Origin of the sequence: Nocardia caishijiensis NBRC 108228 (genome assembly GCF_001612825.1) — a bacterium.
GTDB classification, from domain to species: domain Bacteria; phylum Actinomycetota; class Actinomycetes; order Mycobacteriales; family Mycobacteriaceae; genus Nocardia; species Nocardia caishijiensis.
The window spans coordinates 79,900-102,952 of record NZ_BDBE01000034.1; the positions used below are offsets into that span (position 1 = coordinate 79,900).

The 23,053-nt window shown below is 69.7% G+C and carries 15 protein-coding genes; 7 read left to right on the top strand and 8 right to left on the bottom strand.

The features are described from left to right. The first annotated feature begins 29 nt into the window (after window positions 1–29). Window positions 30–851, top strand: coding sequence for a GNAT family N-acetyltransferase (locus NC7_RS18570; RefSeq protein WP_067984839.1), 822 nt, complete (start codon window positions 30–32; stop codon window positions 849–851). Here NC7_RS18570 and NC7_RS18575 read toward each other — a convergent pair. From NC7_RS18575 to NC7_RS18585, 3 genes are all read right to left on the bottom strand, one after another. Then, entirely contained in the window at window positions 841–1,911 is a 1,071-nt protein-coding gene (locus NC7_RS18575) for a serine/threonine-protein kinase (RefSeq protein ID WP_084458611.1), read from the bottom strand. The genes NC7_RS18570 and NC7_RS18575 overlap by 11 nt on opposite strands. After that, entirely contained in the window at window positions 1,911–3,701 is a 1,791-nt protein-coding gene (locus tag NC7_RS18580) for a serine/threonine-protein kinase (RefSeq protein ID WP_067984841.1), read from the bottom strand. Before NC7_RS18580 ends, NC7_RS18575 begins: the two co-directional genes overlap by 1 nt. A 118-nt stretch (window positions 3,702–3,819) precedes the next feature. Continuing rightward, window positions 3,820–4,923: a serine/threonine-protein kinase gene (locus tag NC7_RS18585; RefSeq protein ID WP_084458591.1), complete on the bottom strand. Its 1,104-nt coding sequence runs from the start codon at window positions 4,921–4,923 to the stop codon at window positions 3,820–3,822. 118 nt (window positions 4,924–5,041) lie between these two features. Between NC7_RS18585 and NC7_RS18590 the strand changes: the two genes are divergently transcribed. The 6 genes from NC7_RS18590 (at window position 5,042) to NC7_RS18615 (ending at window position 12,688) form a co-directional block, all read left to right on the top strand. Further along, window positions 5,042–5,812: a deoxyribonuclease IV gene (locus NC7_RS18590; RefSeq protein ID WP_067984843.1), complete on the top strand. Its 771-nt coding sequence runs from the start codon at window positions 5,042–5,044 to the stop codon at window positions 5,810–5,812. A gap of 98 nt (window positions 5,813–5,910) precedes the next feature. Continuing rightward, window positions 5,911–6,831, top strand: coding sequence for a TauD/TfdA dioxygenase family protein (locus NC7_RS18595; RefSeq protein ID WP_067984845.1), 921 nt, complete (start codon window positions 5,911–5,913; stop codon window positions 6,829–6,831). 156 nt (window positions 6,832–6,987) lie between these two features. Then, the gene (locus NC7_RS18600) at window positions 6,988–8,205 is read left to right on the top strand and encodes a CaiB/BaiF CoA transferase family protein (protein WP_067984848.1); all 1,218 of its coding nucleotides are present in this window, start codon (window positions 6,988–6,990) and stop codon (window positions 8,203–8,205) included. Window positions 8,206–8,368: 163 nt separating this feature from the next. After that, window positions 8,369–9,280: a hydroxymethylglutaryl-CoA lyase-like TIM-barrel protein gene (locus NC7_RS18605; protein ID WP_067984850.1), complete on the top strand. Its 912-nt coding sequence runs from the start codon at window positions 8,369–8,371 to the stop codon at window positions 9,278–9,280. 55 nt (window positions 9,281–9,335) lie between these two features. Next, window positions 9,336–10,112: an ABC transporter ATP-binding protein gene (locus tag NC7_RS18610; protein ID WP_067984851.1), complete on the top strand. Its 777-nt coding sequence runs from the start codon at window positions 9,336–9,338 to the stop codon at window positions 10,110–10,112. 56 nt (window positions 10,113–10,168) lie between these two features. Beyond that, window positions 10,169–12,688 (top strand): ABC transporter permease, encoded by a 2,520-nt coding sequence (locus tag NC7_RS18615; RefSeq protein WP_067984853.1) that lies wholly within the window; start codon window positions 10,169–10,171, stop codon window positions 12,686–12,688. A gap of 56 nt (window positions 12,689–12,744) precedes the next feature. Here the strand turns inward: NC7_RS18615 and NC7_RS18620 are convergent, their stop codons facing one another. The 5 genes from NC7_RS18620 to NC7_RS18640 all read right to left on the bottom strand — a co-directional run bounded on the left by NC7_RS18620 (window position 12,745) and on the right by NC7_RS18640 (window position 22,951). Continuing rightward, window positions 12,745–15,000 carry an ADP-ribosylglycohydrolase family protein gene (locus NC7_RS18620; RefSeq protein ID WP_067984855.1) on the bottom strand — a complete coding sequence of 752 codons (2,256 nt, stop codon included), beginning with the start codon at window positions 14,998–15,000 and terminating at the stop codon, window positions 12,745–12,747. A 67-nt stretch (window positions 15,001–15,067) separates the two neighbouring features. Continuing rightward, window positions 15,068–16,231, bottom strand: coding sequence for a VWA domain-containing protein (locus NC7_RS18625; protein WP_067984857.1), 1,164 nt, complete (start codon window positions 16,229–16,231; stop codon window positions 15,068–15,070). 87 nt (window positions 16,232–16,318) lie between these two features. Then, entirely contained in the window at window positions 16,319–18,871 is a 2,553-nt protein-coding gene (locus tag NC7_RS18630) for a DUF5682 family protein (RefSeq protein WP_067984859.1), read from the bottom strand. Between the two features lie 49 nt (window positions 18,872–18,920). Then, the gene (locus tag NC7_RS18635) at window positions 18,921–20,021 is read right to left on the bottom strand and encodes an ATP-binding protein (RefSeq protein WP_067984861.1); all 1,101 of its coding nucleotides are present in this window, start codon (window positions 20,019–20,021) and stop codon (window positions 18,921–18,923) included. Next, a complete protein-coding gene (locus tag NC7_RS18640; protein ID WP_067984863.1) occupies window positions 20,018–22,951 on the bottom strand; it encodes an SWIM zinc finger family protein in 2,934 nt (977 codons plus the stop codon). Before NC7_RS18640 ends, NC7_RS18635 begins: the two co-directional genes overlap by 4 nt. Between the last annotated feature and the right edge of the window lie 102 nt (window positions 22,952–23,053).

Below are 23,053 nucleotides of genomic sequence, written 5' to 3' on the forward strand. Positions count from 1 at the left end.
GCCGACGGGTACGCGCTACCGTCGATGCGGTGCGAATCGATATCACCGGTGACGCCGCCCGGTTCCTGCCCGAAGCCGAAGCACTTCTGCGCCGTGATGCCCTGCGCAACACGGTGATCGCGAGCAGCGTCGTCAACCAGATCGACCGGAACTTCGCTGGCACCCGCTTCCTCGCCGTCCGGGACGACGAGGTCGTCGGGCTCGCCCAGTGCACCGATGACGGTCGCGCCTACCTCGGTGACCTGCCCGCCGACAGCCTTCCTGCGGTGGTCGACACTTTGGTCGAGCGCGTCGAGAACCTGCGCAGCGTCGAGGGATCGAGCGCCGAGGTCGACGGATTTCTCACTCACTGGGCGGTGGCGCACGCGGGAACCCATCGCCTGGACTACACCGCGCGGCTCCACCGGCTCGAAACTCTGCGCCCACCGACCGTCCCCGGCGCCGCCCGTCCGGCCACCGCGGACGATGTGGCGCTGTGCCTGGACTGGTTCGCCGATTTCGACCGCGAGATCGGTGCCGCGCCGCGCGCGCTCGACGAGGAACGGGCGCTGCGGCTGATCGAGCGCGGATGGTGGTGGCTGTGGGAGGTCGACGGTGCGCCGCGCAGCTTCGTCGCCCGCCAGACCGAGGTGTTCGGCTGGGCTCGGATCGGACCGGTCTACACGCCGGTCGGGTTGCGCGGCAACGGGTACGCCAGTGCGCTCACCGCAGCCGTGTCGGCGGTGATCCGGGCCGATGGTGCCGACGTCTGCCTGTTCACCGATCTGGCCAATCCCACGTCCAACAAGATCTACGAAAGCATCGGATTCCGGCCCGTACGCGACTTCCCGAACTACGAGCTCACACGGTGAACACGGCGAAGATCAGCAAGCCGACCACGGCGAAGAGCGCGATCATCGACAGCCAGCCCATGAACGACCCCTGCCAGCGAGAGGTCCGTTTGGGACCGAGATAGGCCTCGGCGACGGACTTCTCCGGTTTCCGCCTCGGCGCACGGGGTGGCGGGGCCTGCCACTGCCTCGGCTGCGGGTAGTCGGGTGGATATGTGGGCGCCGGGCGCATCGGAAAGTGTTGTGGCACAGCGGGAGCGGTGAGTGCCTGCGCGGCGGCGGCGGCGAATTCGGCACAGGTGGCGTACCGGTGTTCGCGGCGCTTGGCCATCGCGCGCGCGAGCACCGCGTCCATCGCCGGTGGCAGATCGGGTCGCAGCGCGCTCGCGCGCGGCGGTGGCTGCTGCAGGTGACCCTGGATCACCGACACCGGATTCGGCGCGTCGAACGGGGTGGCGCCGGTGAGCAGCCGGAACAGGGTGCAGGCCAGCGAGTACTGGTCGGCGCGACCGTCGAGCGCCACCCCGGTGAGCTGCTCGGGCGAGGCGAAAGCGAGGGTCGCGGTGAAACTTCCGGTCTGGGTGAGCTTGGCGGCGTTGTCGTCGTGGAGGCGGGCGATACCGAAATCGGTGAGATACACCCGCTCGGCGCCGTGCACGGACTCGATCAGGATGTTGGCCGGTTTCACATCGCGGTGCAGCACCCCGCGGCTGTGCGCGAAGTCCAGCGCCGCGGCGGTCTCGGCGACGATGTGCACCGCCCGTGCCGCATCGACCGGGTCGGGCAGCGACGCGGCGTCGGCACCGTCGATGTAGCGCATCGAGATCCACAGCTGGTCGTTCTCGACGCCCCGGTCGTACACGGTGACGATATTGGGATGCTCGAGCTGCGCGACCAGGTCGGCCTCGCGTTCGAACCTGGCCCGGATCTCGGTGTCGAAGAACAACTCCCGGTTCAGCAACTTCATCGCCGTGTGCCGGGGCAGCCGTGGATGCCTGGCCAGGTACACCGAACCCATGCCACCACGGCCGAGCAGTCGCTCGATGGTGTACCCGGCGAAAACCCCCGTCGTCTCCCGCATCAGTTCAGCGGCGCCGAACGCCACCAGCTCAGTAGTTCGTCGGCCTCGGCGTAACTGTCGGAGTACATCAGGAACTGGGCGCGATCGGGGTCGCCGGTGAACACGGTGACGATCTTGTTCCCGTTGTCGGAGAACTTGTAGTTGGTGTACTGCTTGCCGCCGTTGGTGTCGGTCGACTTGGTGTTGGCGGGCAGGCTGTCGATCACCGCCTGCACATCGGCGGCCGAGTTGTAGACGTAGAAGCGGTAGAACGGGTCGTTGTCCGAGTCGTCGCCGCCGCCGTAGCAGCGCCACTGCCACACCCAGGAACCGAACTCGGGATCACCGTCGTTGTCCGTCGGGGTGTAGCTGGTGTCGGTCTCCCAGCAGGTGGAGCCGTTGTAGCCGGTCTCGCTGTCGACATCCGGCGGCACCATCTGGCTGAACTCGGCGCTGATCGCGGCGGCGTCGGGGGTGACGTGCTTGGCCGAGGTCGTGGTCGTCGACGTGGTGGACGCGGTGCTCGAATCGCCGCCGCCGGCCGCGACACCGATACCGATGAGCAAGGCGAGCACCAGCACGACCGCGATCACGATGCCGATGATCAGCCCGGTGTTGGACTTCGACGGCGGCCGCTGCGGGTACTGGGTGTAACCGCCACCCGTCGGCGGACGCGGCGGCGCCGCCGCGAACTGCTGGTGCGACTGCTGGGGGTAGGCGCCGCCGGTCTGCGGAGCGGGGGTCTGGTTGCGCATCGGGGGCGCGGTCATCGGGCCCTGGGTGTGTGCCGCGGTGCCCATCGGGCCCGCCGTCATCGCGTTGCCGGTCATCCCGGAACCGGTCATCGGGCCCTGCGTCGCAACGGGAAACGGCGAACCGGTCTGTGGGACGGCGCCGCCGGTGGTCGGGCGTTGGCCACCGGTGATCGGCATCCCCGGTCCCGTTCCCGGCCGGGCGAGCGGCAGCGCGGGCGAGCTCGGATTGCTCAGCGCGGCGGTCGCGGCGGCGGCGAAGTCCGAACACGTGGCGAACCGGTCGTCGGGACGCTTGGACATCGCCCTGGCCAGCACACCGTCGAGCGCGGGCGGCAGCCCGGGACGCACGCTGCTCAGCGGTGGCGGCGGCTGCTGCAGATGCCCCTGGATCACCGCGGCCGGGTTGGTCGCCGCGAACGGACCGGTCCCGGTGAACAACCAGAACAGCGTGCAGGCCAGCGAGTACTGGTCGGAACGGTGATCGAGGGCGGCGCCGGTGAGCTGCTCGGGGGAGGCGTAGGCGAGGGTGGCGGTGAAGGTGCCGGTCTGGGTGAGATGACCGGTGTCGTCCCGCAGGCGCGCGATACCGAAGTCGGTGAGGTACACCCGCTCGCCACGGCCCGCGCCCGAGCGGGCCAGCAGGATGTTGGCGGGCTTCACGTCGCGGTGCAGCACACCCATGCCGTGCGCGTAGTCCAGCGCGTCGGCGGTCTCCTTCACGATCTGCAGTGCCCGGGCGGGCGGCAGCGACTGCGCTTCCACCGAGGCGGCATCGATGCCGTCGATGAACTGCATGGAGATCCAGAGCTGTTCGTCGTCGAGGCCCCGGTCGTACACGGTGACGATGTTCGGGTGGTCCAAGCGTGCGACCAGGTCGGCCTCGCGTTCGAACCGCGCACGCACTTCCTGGTCGAAGAACATCTCGCGGTTGAGCAGCTTGAGCGCGGTGAGCCTCGGTAGACGCGGGTGCTTGGCGAGATAGACCGAACCCATGCCACCGCGGCCGAGCTGCCGTTCGATCACATAGCCGGCGAAGACATCTCCGTTGGCCAGCATGTCTGCTCCACTTCCCGCCGTGCGCCGGGACCCACCAGCGCACGCGCGTACCGAAAATCATCGAAACCATAGCAGTCGGTCACGAAACCGACGGGGCCCGCGAACTGCGGGCACACGATCACGGTGGGCGCCGGTGCTGCGGCGGCACGATGTAGCCGGGATGGTTACGGCCACCGGGAAAGTCGATGGTTCCGGGCCGGGTGGCCGGGCGCCGAGGCGGGACGGGATTGCCACCCGTCGACGGGCGCTGCGTGTGGGGCCGCTCGACGTGCGGATACGGCTGGGCGGGGGTGGCCGGTCGCGGCGTCGGGTAGGGCCGAGGGGCTTCCCGCGCCCGCAGGACCACACCGTTGGAGGTGTACTGCGGCTGGTGATGCCACGGGCCGGGCACGGCGAACAGCGCCGCCCGCGCCGCTTCGGCGAATTCGGCGCAACTGGCGTACCGGGCCGTCGGGTGTTTCGCGGTGGCCCTGGCCAGCACGGCGTCCAGCGTCGGGGGCAGGTCGGGACGCAGGCTGCGCAGGGGCGGAACCGGGGTGCTCATGTGCGCCTGGATCACCGCGGCCGGGCTCGGTCCGGGAAACGGCACCGAACCGGTGAGCATCCAGAACAGGGTGCAGGCCAGCGAATACTGGTCGGCGCGATGGTCCATCGGACCACCGGCCAGGTGCTCGGGCGCGGCATAGGCGAGGGTGGCGGTGATCGAGCCCGCCGAGGACAGGGTGGTCTCGCTGTCGCGCACGGCCGCGATGCCGAAGTCGGTGAGCACCACCCGCTCCGGGCGGCCGATGGGTGGCTTGGCGAGCAGGATGTTCGCCGGTTTCACATCGCGGTGCAGGACACCGCTCGCGTGCGCGAAGTCCAGCGCGGTGGCGGTCTCCGCCGCGATCTGCACGGCGCGACCGGGGGTCAGCACGTTCACATCGGCGGTCGCCACATCGGTCCCGGCGACGAACTGCATGGAGATCCACAGCTGATCGTCGTCGGTGCCACGGTCGTAGACATTGACGATGTTGGGGTGCTCGAGCTGGGCCACCAGATCGGCCTCGCGCTCGAAGCGGCGACGGATCTCCTCGTCGGCGGACAGATCGCGACTGAGCAGCTTCAGCGCCGTGAGCCGGGGTAGACGCGGGTGTCGGGCCAGGTACACCACACCCATCCCACCGTGGCCGAGCACACGTCGGATCGTGTAGCCGGCGAACACGTCGCCTTTGACCAACACGCGAAGTCACCCCCTCCAGGGCAGAGCACCCGTTCGAAATTCTACCGATGTATCTCCCGCCGACTCCCACGCGCAACATCGGCCGACCTTGTCGGTGCCGCGGATTAGGGTGTCAGCTATGCGCATTGGAGCACACGTTCGCGACGAGGGCGATCCGATCGGATTCGGCGAGAAGCTCGGCGCCGACGTCATCCAGATGTTCGTAGTCGATCCGCAGAGCTGGGACAAGCCGCAACCGCATCCGAAGGCGGCCGAGATCCTGGCCAGCCCGATCGACGTTGTCGTGCACTCGTCCTATCAGATCAACGTGGCCAGCCTGAACAACCGCCTGCGGATGCCCTCGCGCAACGCGGTCGCCCAGCAGGCGAAGGCGGCCGCCGAACTCGGCGCGTTCGGGCTGGTGGTGCACGGCGGGCACGTGCGCTCCGATGCCGAGATCGACACCGGCATCGACAATTGGCGCAAGCTGTTCGAACGCCAGCAGGACAAGGGCGGCTTCGCCGTGCCGATCCTGATCGAGAACACCGCGGGCGGTAACCACGCGATGGCCAGGCACTTCGACTCGATCGCCCAGCTGTGGGACGCCGTCGGCGACCACGGCGCCGGATTTTGCCTCGACACCTGCCACGCCTGGGCGGGCGGCGAGGAACTCGTCGGGGTGGTCGAGCGGATCAAGGCCATCACCGGCCGCATCGACCTGGTGCACCTGAACTCCTCGCGCGACGAGTTCGACTCCGGTGCCGACCGGCACGCCAACTTCGCCGACGGCACCATCGACCCGCAGCTGCTCGCCGAGGTCTGCCGCACCGCGGGCGCCCCGGTGATCCTCGAGACTCCGGTCGACGGAGTCGCCGACGACCTGGCGTATCTGCGGGAGAGCCTGGGCTGAGGGCTTTCGATCAGCGGGCGAGAAAACCTGTCTGTTCGATCGGATTCGCGGTGTGCTTGGGGCGTACCAACCGATCCACACAAGACAGAGGTGATCCCATGGTCGACCAGGCCCCCGTGACCGTGACCAAGCTCGGCGCCCATATCGGCGCGCGGCTCGACGGCGTCCGTCTCGGCGGCGAGCTGGACGCCGCGACCGTCGCCACCATCCGGCGCGCGCTCAACGAGCACAAGGTGATCTTCTTCCGGGGGCAGGACCACCTCACCGAGGACGGGCAGTACGAGTTCGCCCAGCTGCTCGGCAGCCCGACCACCCCGCATCCCACCGTGAAGTCACACGGGGTGAAGAGCCTGGCCATCGACTCGGAGAACGGGCGGGCCAACTCGTGGCACACCGACGTGACGTTCGTCGACCGAGTGCCCAAGGCATCGATCCTGCGGGCGGAGTACCTGCCGACCTACGGCGGCTCCACCACCTGGGCCTCCACCGTGGCGGCCTACGACTCGCTGCCCGAGCCGTTGAAGCTGCTCGCCGAGAACCTGCGTGCCGTGCACACCAACGTCTACGACTACGCCGCGAAGAACGTCGAGCCGCTGCGGCCCAAGTCCGAGCAGTACCGGGCCGAATTCCAGTCGACGTACTTCGAGACCGAGCACCCCGTCGTCCGCGTGCATCCGGAGACCGGGGAACGGGCGCTGTTGCTCGGGCATTTCGTGAAGAATTTCGTCGGCCTGTCGACCAGCGAGTCGCACGCGCTGTTCCGGTTGTTCCAGGACCGTGTGACCAGGCTGGAGAACACCACCCGCTGGAACTGGGCCGACGGCGACGTCGCCATCTGGGACAACCGCGCCACCCAGCACTACGCGATCGACGACTACGACGACCAGCCCCGCAGACTGACCCGCATCACCCTGGCCGGTGACATCCCGGTCGGCGTCGACGGGCGGGCGAGCAAGACCATAGCGGGCAATGCCGAAGAGTACTCGATCATCGAGGGCGTAGAGCTACTGGCCAGCTGATCGAAAGGTCTCGCCTGACCACCGCAAGAACATCGGTAACTCACCGGGCACGGGCCAACTCACCGCACATCTGGGGCTTGCCGCGTCCCCCAGGTCTCCCCGCACCGGAGTCTGGCCCAAAGTCGCGGAGAGGCGGGCAGGCGCTAGAGTTGCCGGGTGGCGGACAAGTGTATTCGGCCGTTGGACGGTGTTCGCGTCCTGGAACTCGGCAATTATGTGGCCGCTCCCACCGCCGGTCGTATTCTCGGTGATTTCGGTGCCGAGGTCATCAAGGTCGAACGGCCGGGTACCGGCGACGAGCTGCGGAATTGGCGGTTGTACGGCGGCGACACCTCCATGCTGTATCGCACGGTGAACCGCAACAAGAAGTCGATCGTGCTCGATCTGCGCACCCAGGCGGGCCGCGATATCGTGCTCGATCTGCTCGCGCACTGCGATGTGCTGCTGGAGAACTTCCGGCCGGGGATGCTGGAGAAATGGGGCCTCGGGCCCGAGGTGCTCGAGCAGGTGAACCCGAATCTGGTGATCACCCGGATCTCGGCTTATGGCCAGACCGGTCCGATGGCGTCGCGGCCGGGCTTCGCCGCCGTGGCCGAGGCCGTGGGTGGGCTGCGCGAACTCGTCGGCGACCCCGACCGGCCGCCGGTGCGTGTCGGGGTGTCCATCGGTGACTCCATCGCGGGCATCTACGCCGCGTTCGGCACCGTCATGGCCCTGTTCCAGCGTGAACGCATCGGCCGGGTGCCGCAGGCCGAGCGCATCATCGACGTGGCGCTCAACGAGTCGATCCTGTCGGTGATGGAATCGCTGGTGCCCGATCACCTGGCCTACGGCATCAACCGTGAACGGGTCGGTGGCCGCATGGAGGGCATCGCCCCGAGCAACGCCTATCCGACCAGCGACGGGTTCAGCATCATCATCGGCGGCAACGGCGACGCCATCTTCCAGCGGTACATGCGGGTCATCGACCGTCCCGACCTGGCCGTCGACCCGGAACTGGCCGACAACGCCGGACGCTGGCGCCACCGCGAGCGACTCGACGCGGCGATCGCCGAATGGACCGTGCGCCACACCCGTGGCGAGGCGCTGAAGCTGCTCGACGCCGCCGCGATCCCGTGCGGACCCATCTACACCGCGGCCGATATCGTGGCCGACGAGCAGTACCGAGCTCGAAACATGATCCAGTCGTTCCCGGTCGAGGTGGGCGAGCCCGAACCCAAGCAGGTGGGTTTCACCGGCATCGTCCCGGTGATCGGGGGTGCGTCGCTGCCGATCCGCGCTGTCGGCCCCGACCTCGGTGAGCACACCAGGGAGGTGCTCGGTGGGCTGCTGGGGATGACCGACGATCAGATCGACGCGCTGGAGGCATCGTGACCAGACGAGTACACGGTCGGCGCCGTCCACCGGTCCGCAGCAAGTGGGAACCACGCGGACCGGGCCATGTGCGTCCGACGGTGCACCCCACCCCGGCCAGCGTCGGCGACAAACCGTGCGGCGGGGTGATGTGTGTGCCCGCGCAGGAACCGGAGCACCGGCGATGACCGCGCTGCTGCGCGATGTCACCCTGCGCGACGGTTTGCAGCTCACCGGCAAGGTGCTGCCGGTGGAGTACAAGATCGACGTGGTGCGCCGACTCCTGGCCGCCGGGGTGCCCGCACTGGAGATCGGTTCGATGGCTCGGCCCGATCTGGTCGCGCCGATGGCCAACTCGCTCGAGCTGATCGCCGCGCTCACCCCCGATGAGCTGGCGAAATGCTGGGTGTGGGTGGCCACGCCACGACACGTCGAGAAGGCCGCCGAGGCGGGCGCGCGCAATTTCCAGTACTGCTTCTCGGTGTCGGACGCCCACAACAAGGCCAATATCGGGCGTGATACCGAGACCTCGGTGGCCGCGATGCCGGACGCCATCCGGCTGGCGAACGAGGCGAACGGTTCGATCCAGCTGTGCCTGGCGACCAGCTTCACCTGCCCGTTCGACGGCCCGGTCGACCCCGAACGGGTGCTCGCCATCGCCCGCGACCCGCGCACCGACGGCGCCACCGACATCGTCCTCGCCGACACCCTCGGCCAGGCCGCGCCCGGCCAGGTGAGCACGCTGGTCACCGCTGTCCGCGACACCACACCGGCGCGGCGCATCGTCTTCCACGGGCACGACACCTGGGGGATGGGTGTGGCCAACACCCTCGCCGCGATCCAGGCGGGCGCGGGCATGGTCGACGGTGCCCTCGGCGGTCTCGGCGGCTGCCCCTTCGCGCCCGGCGCCAGCGGCAACACCGCTACCGAGGACATCCTGTTCGCCACCCGCCCGTCCTGGTTCGGCCCCGACGAACTCACGCGGCTGGTCGGGCTCACCGAGGAGTTGCTCGCCGAACTGGGTGAGCCCAACCGATCACGCACCGCCGAGGGCGCGCGGTCGAAGGCCGACGCCTTCGAGTGGGTCATCCGGTAGGCATCGGGGGAATCCCGGATGGCGCCGGTGACGGCGGCCCGCCAGACTGGACACCATGACTTCACACCCCACGGGGACCGAGGCCGTCGATACGGCGGCCGCCACCGAGATCGCCGCCGCAGCACAGGACCTGGTGAAGCTGTACGGCTCCGGCGATACCCAGGTCAAGGCCCTCGACGGGGTATCGGCGGACTTCGCGCGTGGCGAGTTCACGGCCATCATGGGACCGTCCGGTTCGGGCAAATCGACGCTCATGCACTGCCTGGCCGGGCTCGACAGCGCCAGCGGCGGCCAGGTCCGCATCGGTGACACCTCGCTCACCGGCCTGTCCGACAAGCAGATGACCGCGCTGCGCCGCGATCGCATCGGCTTCGTCTTCCAGGCGTTCAATCTGGTTCCCACGCTCTCCGCGCTGGAGAACATCACCCTCCCGCTCGACATCGCGGGCCGCAAGGCCGACCAGGACTGGCTCGAGACCGTGGTGAAGCGGCTCGGCCTCGCCGACCGGCTCACCCATCGACCGAGCGAACTGTCCGGTGGGCAGCAGCAGCGGGTGGCCTGTGCCCGCGCGCTGGTCGGCAAACCGGAGATCATCTTCGGCGACGAACCGACCGGCAACCTCGACTCGCATTCCTCCGGTGAGGTGCTCTCGATCCTGCGTGCCTCGGTCGACGAATTCGGTCAGACCGTCGTGATCGTCACCCACGACCCGCGCGCGGCCGCTTACGCCGACCGGGTGGTGTTCCTCGCCGACGGCCGTATCGTCGACGAACTGCGCGATCCGACACAGGACTCGATCCTCGACCGGATGAAGGCGCTGGAGACCAAGTGAACACAGCATCGCGTCGTGATTCCATGAGGGGCGGCGGTCGGGTGACGGGTGGGCCGATGCGCAGGGTCGCCTTGCGTAATCTCGCCGCGCACAAGGTGCGGTTGGCCCTGACGGTGTTGTCGGTGGTGCTCGGCACCGCGTTCATCTCCGGGTCGTTCGTGTTCACCGACACCTTGCAGCGCACCTTCGACGGGATCTTCGCCGGTCAGGCCGAGGGTGTCGACGTGCGGGTGGGACCGAAGGACCAGCAGTCGCTCGGTGTGCCGACCAATATCGTCGCCGCATTGGCCAAGGCCGAGGGCGTCGAGCGTGTCGCGCCCGCCGTGAACGGCCCGATCGTGCTGCTGCAGCCCGACGGCAAGAAAGCCGTTCAGACCGGGGGTGCGCCGAGTTTCGGCCTGTCGTACCTGCCGCCGGAACAGGCTGTCGAGACGCCCGACAAGTTCGTGGCGGGTGTGCCGCCCGCGCAGCCGGGCGAGATCGCGCTCAATGTCGGTGGTGCCGAGAAGGCCGGGCTGAAGGTCGGTGACAAGACCAAGGTGCTCGTCCCCTCCAAGGGCGACCCGTTCGAGGTGACCCTCACCGGCATCTACGAGATGCCGGGCGCCGAGGGCGGCGGGGTGATCGCGGTGCTGTTCACCGACCAGCAGGGCCGCAAGCTGTTCACCGACGGCAACTACGTGGCCTACGCCGATATCCGGGCCGCACCGGGGGTCGCGGCCGACGACCTGCGCGACCGGCTTGCCACCGGCCTGCCGAACCTGAAGGTGCAGAACTCCGACGAGGTCCGTGAGGACATGAAGAAGGAGATCTCGGAGGCCCTCACCTTCATCAACTACTTCCTGCTCGCCTTCGGGGCGATCGCCCTGATCGTCGGCACGTTCATCATCTACAACACCTTCTCGATGATCGTGGCGCAGCGGTTGCGTGAGCTCGCGTTGCTGCGCGCGATCGGGGCGAGCCGTCAGCAGGTCGGCCGTTCGGTGGTCGGCGAGGCGGTGGTGATCGGGTTGATCGGCAGTGCGATCGGTCTCGGCGCGGGCATCGCGCTGGCGTTCGGGTTGTCGGCGTTGCTCAACGCGTTCGATGTCGGTTTGCCGACGGGGTCGCTCACGGTGCTGCCGCGTACCGCGGTCGTCGCGCTGCTCGTCGGCTTGCTGGTGACCGTGGCCAGTGCCTACGCACCGGCCCGCCGCGCCGCGAAGGTGCCGCCGGTGGAGGCGATGCGCTCCGAATTCGCCAGTGCCGGTGAATCCTTGCGACTGCGTACGGTCCTCGGCGCGGTGCTCGCCGTGGCGGGTGGTGTGCTGGTGTATCTCGGCGCCCAGGGCACGGGCAAGAGCGCGGCGATCACCGTCGGCGTCGGTGCGCTCGGCCTCATCCTGGCGGTGCTGCTGGCCGCGCCCGCGCTGTCGCGGCCGATGGTGATGGTGCTCGGTGTGCTCACCCGGCCGTTCGGGCCGATGGGGCGGATGGCACGCAACAACGCGGTCCGCAATCCGCGTCGCACCGCCGCCACCGCCTTCGCGCTCACGCTCGGTCTGATGCTGGTCTCGGCCATCGGCATTCTCGGCGCGTCCGCGAAGACCAGCGTGGCCGTGCTCATCGACAAGGGTGTGAAGGCCGAGTACGTGCTGGCCGGTCCGCCGATGCTCGGTGTGGCGATCGGTGCGGTCGACGCGGTGCGCCAGCAGGTTCCGCAGGTCGAGGAGGTCACCGGGATTCGCATCGTCGGGTTCCGGCTCGGTGAGGAACGGGTCGGTGGAACCACCCTTGAGGGACCGATCGACCCGGTGATGGATATCGAGATGCGCGAAGGCTCGAGCGTCATCGGCGAACGGGGCATGCTCGTCGGCGAGACCGAAGCGGCCGACCGCGGCTGGGAACTCGGGGAGAAGGTGACCATCACCAGCCTCGACAACGCGCGGCTCGAGTTGACCGTCGGCGGCATCTACGCCGACTCGCCGCTGCTCGGGACGATGGTCGTCGACCCGCGACTCTACGAACAGCTGATGCCGCAGAAGTTGCGGACGAACGCGATCGTGCTGGTGAAGGCGCAGCCGGGCGCCGATGTCGCCGCCATGCGGACGAATCTGGAGAAGGCCACCGAACCGTTCGCGGTGGTGCAGGTGCAGGACCACGAACAGTTCAAGGGCGCTCAGGGCCAGCAGATCAACACGCTGCTCGCCATTCTCTACGGCCTGCTCGCGCTGGCGGTGGTGATCGCGGTGCTCGGCATCATCAACACCCTCGCGCTGTCGGTGGTGGAGCGTCGCCGGGAGATCGGCATGCTGCGCGCTGTCGGCACTCAGCGTTCGCAGGTTCGCCGAACGATCTACCTGGAATCCATGTTGATCGCGATCTTCGGTGCCATCGTGGGGCTGATCCTCGGTATCGCCCTCGGTGTCGGCTTCCTGCGCACCCTGCGTGACATGGGTATCGACCAGATCGATATCCCGTGGTCGCAGCTGGTGGTGATGCTGATCGCCTCCGGGGTGGTCGGTGTGCTGGCGGCGGTGTGGCCGGGTGTGCGGGCCGCGCGGACGCCACCGTTGGCGGCTATCGCGGACCTGTAAGAGCGACGAACCCGTCGGGCCCCGGGAGTGGATTCCGGGGCCCGACGGTTTTCGGGTCAGGCGGGGTACCGGTCGAACCAGTCGTCGGTGGGTCCGCCGTGCTCGTCCCTCGGTGGGGTGAGCCCGAATTCGGTGCAGTAGTCGGTGGCCAGGCGTTCGAGGACCGGGCGCGCGTCGACGGTGCGCGCCCAGCGGTGGGGCAGGGCGCCGCGGCCGTAGCGGGCGCCGAGCAGGCTTCCCGCGATCGAGCCGGTGGCGTCGCTGTCACCGGAGTGGTTCACCGACAACAGCAGTCCGGTGCGGACGATGACGTGGCCGGGCCCACCGACGGTTTCCGCCGCCAGCATGGCGTAGACGGCGATCGCCAGCGCTTCGGGGCCGATCCAGCCCGCGCCGAGGGTCTCGAGGTCTTCGGGGCGGGGCACGCGCGCGGCGCGAGCCGTGCGGGTGGCCAGCGCGATCGCCGCTTCGAGGGCGGCCGTCGTCTCCGCGTGGTGCGGGTAGGTCGCGAGTTCGGCCAGCGCCTGGTCCAGTGCGGTTCTGGACGCGACGCCCCGGCTCAGCTGATAGATCAGCGTGGCGAGCACGCCCGCAGGCAGCCACCCGCTGGGGTGACCGTGGGTGAGCGCGGCGGTGTCGCAACCCAATTCGAAGATGGCGGTGAGCGCGGCCCCGGAACGGTCGGCGGCGTAGCCGAATCCGCAGGGCGCCGACCGCATCAGCGCGCCACTGCCTTTGGAATGGTTGATCGGCCGGTCGCGGGTGCCGAGCGGGTTCGTTGGCTCCCGGCGTTCGGCCACCGCGCGCAACGAGGTGTACACCGAGTTCGCGACGCCGCGCTGCTCGATCAGCTCGCGATGGCCCGCCAGGGAGCTGTGCAGGGCGGTCGGTTGCTCGGGCAATTCACCCACCTGTCCACGCAACCACACGAGCATCCCCTGCTGCAGCAGACCGAGCGTCGCGCCGCCGATGCCCTTGGCCCGCGCCCGCACCGAACCCCGGATGAGCGCCTCGACGGTGAAGGCGGTCAGCTGAGTTTCCTCGGAGATGCGCAGCTGGTCGGCCTCGTCGGTCACCCCGAGATACCCGTACTCGTCGCGGATCCGACGCAGGGACAGAGTCTCGACCGGTGCGCCGAGTGCGTCGCCGATCGCACCACCGAGCAGGCAGCCGTGTACCGCGTTCAGCCATTCGACCGCACCGTGCGGTTTCCCGGTGTCGGAGTGTGCTTTTCGTGCGTCGGGCGAGGCGAGCGCGTGCGCGCCGCGCGTTCGCGGCTCGCCGGTGCGGATCACCGGGATACCCGCCGACACGGCGGGGTTGCCGGTGGGTGCGGACGTTTCCGTGTCGGCGGCTGTGCCGTCGTCGACGGGTCTGCCGACGGCGGTGGGATCGCCGCGGTGGTGCGGCGGCAGGCGGTGATCGCCGGTGTGCGGACGTGGCGTGGCCGGTTGTCGACCGGTGCGCGGGGGTCGGCGCAGTGCGTCGGTGAGGGCGGCGGCGAAGGCCGTGCAGGTGGGGAAGCGGTGCGCCGGATTCTTCGCGAGGGCCTTGGCGAGGACCGCGTCGACGGCGGTGGGGAGGCTGGCGCGCCGCGTGCTCGCCGACGGTGGCGCAGCGTTGAGGTGGCCGAGCATGACGGTGGCCGGATTGGGCGCGTCGTAGGGGCCGCTGCCGGTGAGCAAGCGGAAAACAGTGCAGGCCAAGGAGTACTGGTCGCCGCGACCGTCGAGGGGTTCGCTGCTGAGCTGCTCAGGGGAGGCGTAGGCGATGGTTGCGGTGAACTGGCCGGTGCGGGTCAGGCCGACGGAGTCGTCGAGGAGTTTGGCGATGCCGAAGTCGGTGAGTACCACCCGTTCGTCGAAACCCGCGCCGACACCCGCCGTGCGCGAGAGCAGGATGTTGGCGGGCTTCACATCGCGGTGCAGCACACCCTGGCGGTGCGCGTAGTCCAGCGCGCCAGCGGTCTGGGTGACGATCTGGGCGATGCGCTCGGTCCCGAACTCCGCCGCCGGGATCGCCGCCGCGTCCACACCGTCGACGAACTGCATGGCGATCCAGCACCGTTCGTCCTCGACCCCACGGTCGTAGACGGTGATGATGTTCGGATGGTCGAGCTGGGCGATCACATCGGCTTCCCGCTCGAACCTGGTCCGGATCTCGGTGTCGGCGAACAGCTCCCGGTGCATGAGCTTGAGCGCGGTGAGGCGTGGCAGCCTGCGGTCCTTCGCCGCGTACACCGCGCCCATCCCGCCGCGTCCCAGTTCTCGTTCGATGACGAAACCGGCGAAAACCGCCCCGCGCCGCACCATCGCTCACCCCGTTCACCGAATCCGATCGTTGGCAGCCTAATCGGCGCGGTCGCTCGCCGAGTCGTTGTCACACCGCCGGGGCGTGGGTGTGTGCCCATCGGGTGATGTCGCCGCGGTCGAGCGCGGTGGCGAGCAGGTCGGGGAATTTGTCCGGTGTACAGGCGAAAGCCGGGATTCCCAGGGCCGCCAGTGCCGCCGCGTTGTCGTGATCGTAGGCGGGGGCACCCTCGTCGGAGAGCGCGAGCAGCACGACCACCTGGACGCCTGCCTCCTTCATCGCGTTGCACCGGCGCAGCATCTCCTCGCGCACCCCGCCCTCGTAGAGGTCGGAGATGAGCACGAACAGGCTGTCGGTGGGTCGGGTGATGAGCGATTGGGAGTAGGCGATGGCGCGGTTGATGTCGGTGCCGCCGCCGAGTTGGGTGCCGAACAACACGTCGACCGGGTCGCTGAGCTGTTCGGTGAGATCGACGACCTCGGTGTCGAACACCACCAGCGAGGTCTTCAACGACCGCATCGAGGCCAGCACCGCGCCGAACACCGAGGCGTAGACCACGCTGGCCGCCATCGAGCCGGATTGGTCGATCGCGAGCACCACATCGCGCTGGATCGCCTGCGACTTGCGGCCGTAACCGACGAGTCGCTCGGGCACGACGGTGCGGTGTTCGGGCAGGTAGTTGGCCAGATTCTTGCGGATGGTCCGGTCGAAATCGATATCGCGCAGCTTCGGGCGGTGGGTACGCGCGGCCCGGTTGACCGCGCCCGACACGGCCGCGACCGTCTTGGCCGCGATGCGCTGCTCGATCTCGCGCACCACCTTCTCCACCACCATCCGGGCGGTCGCCTTGGTGGTCTCGGGCATCACCCGATTGAGACCGAGCAGCGTACCGACCAGGTGCACATCGGGTTCCACCGATTCCAGCAGCTCCGGCTCCAGCAGCAGCTGCGTGAGGTTGAGCCGTTGCACCGCGTCGCGCTGCATCACCTCGACCACGGTGGCGGGGAAGTAGGTGCGGATGTCGCCGAGCCACCGCGCCACCCGGGGCGCCGAGCCACCGAGCCCGCCGGACCTTTTCGCCGAGGTGCCCGCCTCGCCGGTGTTGTACAGGGCGCTGAGCGCCTGGTCCATGGCCTGATCCGCCCCCGATCCCAGCCCGCCGAGTTGTTCTTCGGCGGCGGAGCCGAGTACGAGACGCCAACGGCGAGCGTGGGTTTCGTCGTTACCGGTCATGGTGACGCTCCTGATGATCGTCGGACGTGCGGACTCGCGGACCCGGGATGTTCGCCCGGTCCGGGGACGGCGGGCCGGGGTAGGTACTCATCCGGCGGCGCCGAGAATGGTGGCGGCGGCGCGCAGGGCCAGCTGTCCGCGCGTCGGGTCGATGGTCGTGGCGTTCGTAGCCGCGGCCGGGGCGGGGCCGGTATCGCGTAGGGCTTGGCCGATGGCGCGGCGTTCGCCCGATTCGAAGGAACCGAAGGTTCGACGGAGTAGGGGCAGGGTGGCGACGAACTGGTCTTCGGGGAGATCGCGCAGCCAGTCGTCGATGCGGCGCAACAGGTCTCGGTCGTGGACCAGCAGGAGACCTCGGCCGCCGAGGAAGCCGTCGATCCAGGCGGCCTTGGCGGCGGGGGTGTTGCCGACCGAGAGCGCTGCCGAGAGCCTGCGCGCCGAGTCGGCGTCATCGATGCGTTCGGCGTCGCACAGGAGTCGAACGGCACGGCCGCCGATGGCGCCGTGCACGTCGTCGCGGTCGGCGATCCGGTGCAGGGTGGCCAGCCACTCGGTGGTCGAGCGGGTGTCGTCGCGGGTGCTGATGGCCGTGTGGGCGGCGTCGATCTGGCGGCGCAGCGCCTCGGCGGCGTCGGTGTCCAGACCGGTCACCGCACCCGGCAGACCGGCACAGATGCGCACGAGCAGACCGTCGGCCACGTGCTCGAGTGCCTTGGTGTCGGTGCCTCGCACGTCGCCGTAGCGCAGCGTGCGGGTCAGGCCGGGCAGGGCGCCGAGCAGGTGGGTGACGTCGTGGTCCAGGGCGGCAGCCGCCTCCAGGCGGGCGATCAGGCCGTCGGTGGCGCCACCGAGGTCGGCGAGCAACGCCAGTTCGAGGGCGTCGGCGAGTTCGGTGACCGACACGCCCTCGCGGCTCGCGGTGTCGAGGATCTTGGCTTCCGCCGCGGTCCGCAGCGTGGTGCCCCACACGGCGGCCTCGACGATGCGCACCTCGAACTCCGGTTCCCACCGCAGCGACCAGGTTTCCCGGAAGGTGCCGGTGCTGCGCACCTCGCCCACGGTCGGGGTGCCCCACTCGATGCCGAGCAACCGCAGTCGGTGCAGCAGGTGCGAGCGTTCGACATCGCGTTCCTTGCGCAGATCGAGATCGACCGTGCGAATGAGGGCTTCCTGCTCGAGCCGCAGGGTCTTGATGCGCGCCCGCAGGTCGGCGGCCAGCGGAACGGTCGGCGTGTTCTCCGGCACGGCACCGAGCGTTTCGCCGACGACGAGCTCGTCGACGACCAACCGCAGCATGGTCTCGTCCCCGCCGCACATCACCGACCGCACGGCCTCGGTGACCTCCGACAACCCGGCCAGCGGCCGCCCCCGCAGCGCCGCGAGTGTGTCGGCCAGACGGACGGATTCGATGATGTGGGCGCTCGACACCGGGAGATCGTGCTCGCGCAGCACGCCAGCCACCTTCGTCAACCACCGCGCCACCGGCCGCTCGGTCTCGGTGAACAAGTGGTGATACCAGCCGGGTGAGGTGACCCCCGCGCCGTACCCCGACCCCGAGGCGAGCCGCGAGTGGGTCCACGGCACCCAGGTCAGCGACGCTTTCGTCTTCGGAAGTCCCTTCAACAGACGGGTATCCGGCGCGGCCGGTCCCAGCGGTCCCGCCAGCGCGGGCGCGTGCCACGCACCGCACACCACCGCGACCCGTCGCGCCCCACCCTTGAGCGCTTGGCGGATCGTCTGGCGCATGTACGCCTCCCGCCGCAGCGTGTGCTCGTCGACGACCAGCGGTCCGGCCCCCGCCGCTTCGGGGAGCAACTGGGCCAGACCGGCATCGTCGGGCGATTCAGCCCGAGGTGCCGGATCGGCAGGCGCGGCCGAGTCGGTCGACGTCAGCGGTTCGATCGTGGGATCGCTCGCCTCCGTATGTGTCGTGGACTCGTCCGAACCAGCGACGAGTGTGTCGCGGTCTGGTTGTGTGGCGCGGCCGTTGGAATCGGGTGGCACATCCAGATCGAGGCCCGCACGGGGATTGCGGGCATTCGGGCCTGGTTCGGATTTCTCACCGTCCGGCGCGGTCGGTGCTGTGCCGGACGGCGCGTCTTCGCGCAGTGCCGCCATCGCCTCGGTGATGGCGTCGAAGGCGGCGGTATCGGGGACCGATTCGACCACGGCGTCCCACCAGCGTTCGGCGTCGTCGAAACCGGCGGCCGAGGCGAGGGCGGCCAAAGGGTCGGTGCGGTCGGCGCGGGTGTCGTCCTCGATGGCGAGGACGGTGGTGGCGGGCAGGTCGCAGAAGCGGACCGGGACACCGTTGTCGACGCCGTATCGCATGGCCTGCCACTCCGGGGAGAACACCGCGAAGGGCCAGAAGGCGGCCCGGGCGGGGGAATCCGGGACGTAGGCCAGCAGGGCGACCGGTGGGCTCATCGTGTCGGCGGCAACGAAACCGACCAGCGGATCGGCGTCGGCGGGCCCCTCGATGAGGATCGTGTCCGGCCGGAACTCCGCGAGTGCCTGCGCCAACGACCGTGCCGATCCCGGCCCGTGATGCCGGATACCGAATACCCGGGTCACCGGTTCGTCGGCAGTCGGCTCGTCGCGGGCCGGGTCCGGCCTGGTCCCGCCTGTGTGTTCGCTCATCGAAAACCCCATGTGTGCTGTGTGATCCGTCCGCCCCGTCGCCCCGGGATCAGCTGGCGATGTCGCGGCAGGCGCGGTAGAAATCGGCCCAGTCGGGGCGTTCGCGAACGACGGCCTCGAGGTATTCGGTCCAGATCACCGCGTCGGCGACCGGGTCCTTGATCACCGAACCGAGCACGGCGCCCGCGATGTCGGAGGCACGCAGCACTCCGTCACCGAAGTGGGCGGACAGGGCGAGTCCGTTGGTGATCACCGAGATCGCCTCGGCGGTGGACAGCGTGCCCGAGGGCGACTTCAGTTTGGTCCGCCCGTCGACGGTGATGCCCGAGCGCAGCTCACGGAACACCCGGACCACTCGCCGCACCTCCTCGGCGGCGGCCGGAACCGTCGGCAATTCCAGTGCGGCGCCGAGCTGTTCGACCCGGCGGCTGACGATCGCCACCTCGGAATCCTCGTCGGCGGGCAACGGCAGCACCACGGTGTTGAAGCGGCGACGCAGCGCCGAAGACAGATCGTTGACACCTCGGTCGCGGTCATTGGCCGTGGCGATCACATTGAAACCCTTGGCCGCTTGCACTTCCGCCCCGAGCTCGGGAACCGGAAGCGTCTTCTCGGACAGGACGGTGATGAGCGCGTCCTGCACATCGGAGGGGATACGGGTGAGCTCCTCGATCCGGGCGATCGCGCCGGTGCGCATGGCCGTCATCACCGGTGACGCCACCAGCGCCGCATCGCTCGGCCCCTCGGCGAGCAGCCGCGCGTAGTTCCAGCCGTAGCGGATGGCTTCCTCCGCGGTTCCTGAGGTGCCTTGCACGAGCAGCGTCGATTCGCCGCTGATGGCGGCCGAAAGATGCTCCGACACCCAGGTCTTCGCCGTACCCGGTACGCCGAGCAGCAGCAGCGCGCGATCGGTCGCCAGGGTCGCCACGGCCACCTCCATCAGCCTGCGCGGCCCGACGTACTTGGGCGTGATGACCGTGCCGTCGGCGAGCGTGCCGCCGAGCACATAGGTCACCACCGCCCACGGCGACAACTGCCACGACGGCGGGCGCGGCCGGTCGTCGACGCGCGCCAGCGCGGCCAGTTCGTCGGCGAAGGCCTGCTCGGCGTGCGGACGCAGCAGGGTGGTTGCGGATTCGGTCGTGGTCATGACAGCTCCTCGAGCATGGTGGCGCGTTCGGTGAGATCGGTGGCGAGTGTGCGGAAGGCCTGATGCCAGGCGGGATCGTCGGTGGCCTCGGCCAGCGCGGTGACGCGGGCGGCCAGGTCGACGGGCAGGTGGACGCCCGCCGCGGTGAGCAGGGCGCGATCGGTGTAGACACCCGCGCCGGAATGCGGTTGGCGGGAGGTGGTCCTGGCGCGCTCGCCGAGCAGCCGCAGCACGTGGGCGGCGACCCGGTCCGGCCACGGATGATCGAGGCCGGGCAGGATCGCGTGCAGTTCGGTGAGCTGATGCGCGTCCAGGTCGAGCACGTGCTCCACGCGGTCGGCGGGATCGAGCAGGGTGAACAGTTCGCGGCGGCGCAGCACCGCCTGTTCGGTCGGCGTCGCCCGGGCGAAAAGTTCTCGCGCCCAGGTGGTGTCGCGGGCGGCCAGGGCGGCGTCGACCCAGCCGTCGACGATCGCTTTGGCGTAGCGCACGGGCAGCGACAGAGCGAGCGCGGTCGCCGCGGTGTTCTCGGGGGTGGTGCGCAGGATCCGCGTCCAGGCCGACAGCGGGGCGGCGGCCACCACCTGGTGCAGCGTCTGCACCGAGGCGTCGGAGTTGTCCCAGCGCAGTTTCGGCTGGTCGGTGCCGTCGGTGATGCCGTCGCGGCGGGCCTCGGCGCCCACGTCGGCGGGGACCCGCACCTCGAGTCCGCCGTCGGACCCGATCCGGAGCCACGCGGTGAGCAGCGCGGTCATCCTGGCGCCGTACGCGGAATCGGGCAGCCGGGCGAGCAGACCGGTGGCTGTTCGCCGCACATCGCCGCGCCGGTCGTCGAGCGCCCGTTCGAGCAGCGCTTCGTCGGCGGCGTGCGCTCCGATGGCGAGCAGGCCGAGGAGTTCGGCTTTGATCGGCCCCGATTCCTTGGGCCAAGCGGTGGTCAATGCCTCGAGCCCGCGTGCCGGGTCGACCCGCCGCAGGTTCGCGAGCCAGTCCCTGCGTTCACCGGGCGTGCCGAACAGCCATATGTCCTGTGCGGCCGGGCTTTCGGCGGAGCCCGCTCGGTCCGCGGCTGGATCCGTGGTCGCGTGCGCACCCGCCACCGCAGGGTCCTTGCCGGACGAGGTATGGTCGACCGGGAACTCGTCGACCAGCTTCGACCAGGCCGGATTGCGTGCCGCCAGCCACCGTCCACGCCGCCCGGCCAACCGCAACAACGGAGCGCGCAGCGCGGGGTCCGACGCCGCCGACAACGCCTGGACGCACAGCACATCGGGCAAGCGGTAGTCGAACGGCTCGGCGGCGGCGAACCATTCAGGGAGGAACGCCGACTTCTCTGTGAGCAGGCGGCTGAGCCGGTCGGCCGAACGGCGTGGCAACAGCGGACGCGGATCGTCCACGGCCGGCTCGGGTTTCGGCGCCGTACCGGGCACTCGCCCGCCCCGCAGATACAGGTCCTGCAACGCGGCGGTCTCCAGCAGCTTGGTCGCGGGGTCACCGCCGCGCTGCGGCACCGCGTCCGCGACGGCGGAATCGAGGTGCACACCGTCGAGTCCGCGACGTGCGGTACCGAGCAGGGCGACCGAAACCAGCTCGGCGAGTTCGGGACTCGCGGCGGTATCGGTGGGGAAGTCGGTGTCGAGGTCGTGCGTCTCACCCGCGCTGAACACCGACACCGGATCCAAGCCCTCGGCCGACCACTGCCCGGCCACCGTCACCGGATGACCACCCGAGACCGCGAGCAACCGCCACGGCCGGACACCGGCGGGCAGCGGCAACGCGGTGCCCTCGGCGTCGACGAGGTGCCAGCCGTGCTCGTCGACGGCGGGAACCACCTCGGTGAGCAAGGCGGGGACCGAACGCACCAGGGGATCCGCGCCGAGGGCGGCGGCGTAGGCGTCGAGCACATCGGTGATCGCGGTGCCGGTGGCGGGGACGGTGGTGAACGGTTCCGGCGCACCGTGGCGCGCACCCCATTGCACCCGCAGTGGTACGGGGCCGGGGTAGTAGTGCAGGTCCGCGTCGACTTCGTTGCCGGGCGCGGGCACCTCACCGGTGAAATTCGGTGTCCCGAAGGAGTGTTCGATCAGCAGCGCCCACCGGCCACTGCTGCGACCACGCAGCCAGGTGCGGCGGGCGTGCAGCCGCTCCTCCTCGCTCACCCGCATACCGAGCACCTGCCAGCGGTCCCGTACCGCGGGTTCGGCGAGCACCGTCTCGGCCTGCACCGGGTACCCGATGTGGGATCGGATGCCTGCCTGTAGCGGTTCGGGCAACGCGTCGAGCGTGCGGTGGGCCAGGACCAGCAGATGCAGCCGCGCGTACTCGCGCAACAGCAACTCGGGCCAGTGTTCGGTGGTGGCCACCGCCGAGGGCAGCCTGCGCAGCGCTTCCGCGATCCGGGGCGCCTGGGCATCGACCATCCGCGCCGCGACGGCCTCGTAGGCGGCGAAGGAGCGGTCGGTCTGGGCCAGGCCGGTGCGCACCTGGTCGGTGAGCCAGACATGCAGCTCCGCCAGCCCCGCCGCCACCCGGCCACGCCGCTGCTCGACCGCCGCGGCCGACGGCGCCGACTTGGCCTTCGGCGCGGCGGTGGCCTTGGCCGCACGTCCCGCGAGCCACTCGGCCGCGAAGTCGGCGGCCGCCTCCCGGGTCGGAACCGCACCGCTCGACCAGGCCAGCAGCAACGACAGGGCGTGCTTGCAGGGAAACTTCCGGCTCGGGCACGAACACTTGTACGCGGGGCCGGAGAGATCGACGATCGTCTGGTAGGGCTTGGCCCCGCTGCCCTGGCACAGCCCCCATACCGCGTTCCCCGCGGCGCCGGTGTCGCGCCAGCGACTCGCCAGCTTGCGCGCGGCAGCCACGGAGCTCGCGTCGGGTGCGAGCGCACGGACCTGGTCCTCGGTCCACGGCGCGGATGTGTCGGTCATCGGTTCCCCCGTTCTCTGTCGCCGAAATATCTACCCGAGCCCACCGACAACTTCGCCCGTGCACGAGGAAGCGCCTGGAAAACACTGGTGCCGTGGAAAATT

Bases quoted from the DNA above. Each gene is read 5' to 3' on its own strand.
- NC7_RS18580 (WP_067984841.1), bottom strand. From the start codon at position 3,701: ATGCTGGCCAACGGAGATGTCTTCGCCGGCTATGTGATCGAACGGCAG.
- NC7_RS18605 (WP_067984850.1), top strand. From the start codon at position 8,369: ATGACCGCGCTGCTGCGCGATGTCACCCTGCGCGACGGTTTGCAGCTC.
- NC7_RS18635 (WP_067984861.1), bottom strand. From the start codon at position 20,021: ATGACCACGACCGAATCCGCAACCACCCTGCTGCGTCCGCACGCCGAG.
- NC7_RS18615 (WP_067984853.1), top strand. From the start codon at position 10,169: ATGCGCAGGGTCGCCTTGCGTAATCTCGCCGCGCACAAGGTGCGGTTG.
- NC7_RS18590 (WP_067984843.1), top strand. From the start codon at position 5,042: ATGCGCATTGGAGCACACGTTCGCGACGAGGGCGATCCGATCGGATTC.
- NC7_RS18575 (WP_084458611.1), bottom strand. From the start codon at position 1,911: ATGCGGGAGACGACGGGGGTTTTCGCCGGGTACACCATCGAGCGACTG.
- NC7_RS18640 (WP_067984863.1), bottom strand. From the start codon at position 22,951: ATGACCGACACATCCGCGCCGTGGACCGAGGACCAGGTCCGTGCGCTC.
- NC7_RS18620 (WP_067984855.1), bottom strand. From the start codon at position 15,000: ATGGTGCGGCGCGGGGCGGTTTTCGCCGGTTTCGTCATCGAACGAGAA.
- NC7_RS18630 (WP_067984859.1), bottom strand. From the start codon at position 18,871: ATGAGCGAACACACAGGCGGGACCAGGCCGGACCCGGCCCGCGACGAG.
- NC7_RS18595 (WP_067984845.1), top strand. From the start codon at position 5,911: ATGGTCGACCAGGCCCCCGTGACCGTGACCAAGCTCGGCGCCCATATC.
- NC7_RS18610 (WP_067984851.1), top strand. From the start codon at position 9,336: ATGACTTCACACCCCACGGGGACCGAGGCCGTCGATACGGCGGCCGCC.
- NC7_RS18625 (WP_067984857.1), bottom strand. From the start codon at position 16,231: ATGACCGGTAACGACGAAACCCACGCTCGCCGTTGGCGTCTCGTACTC.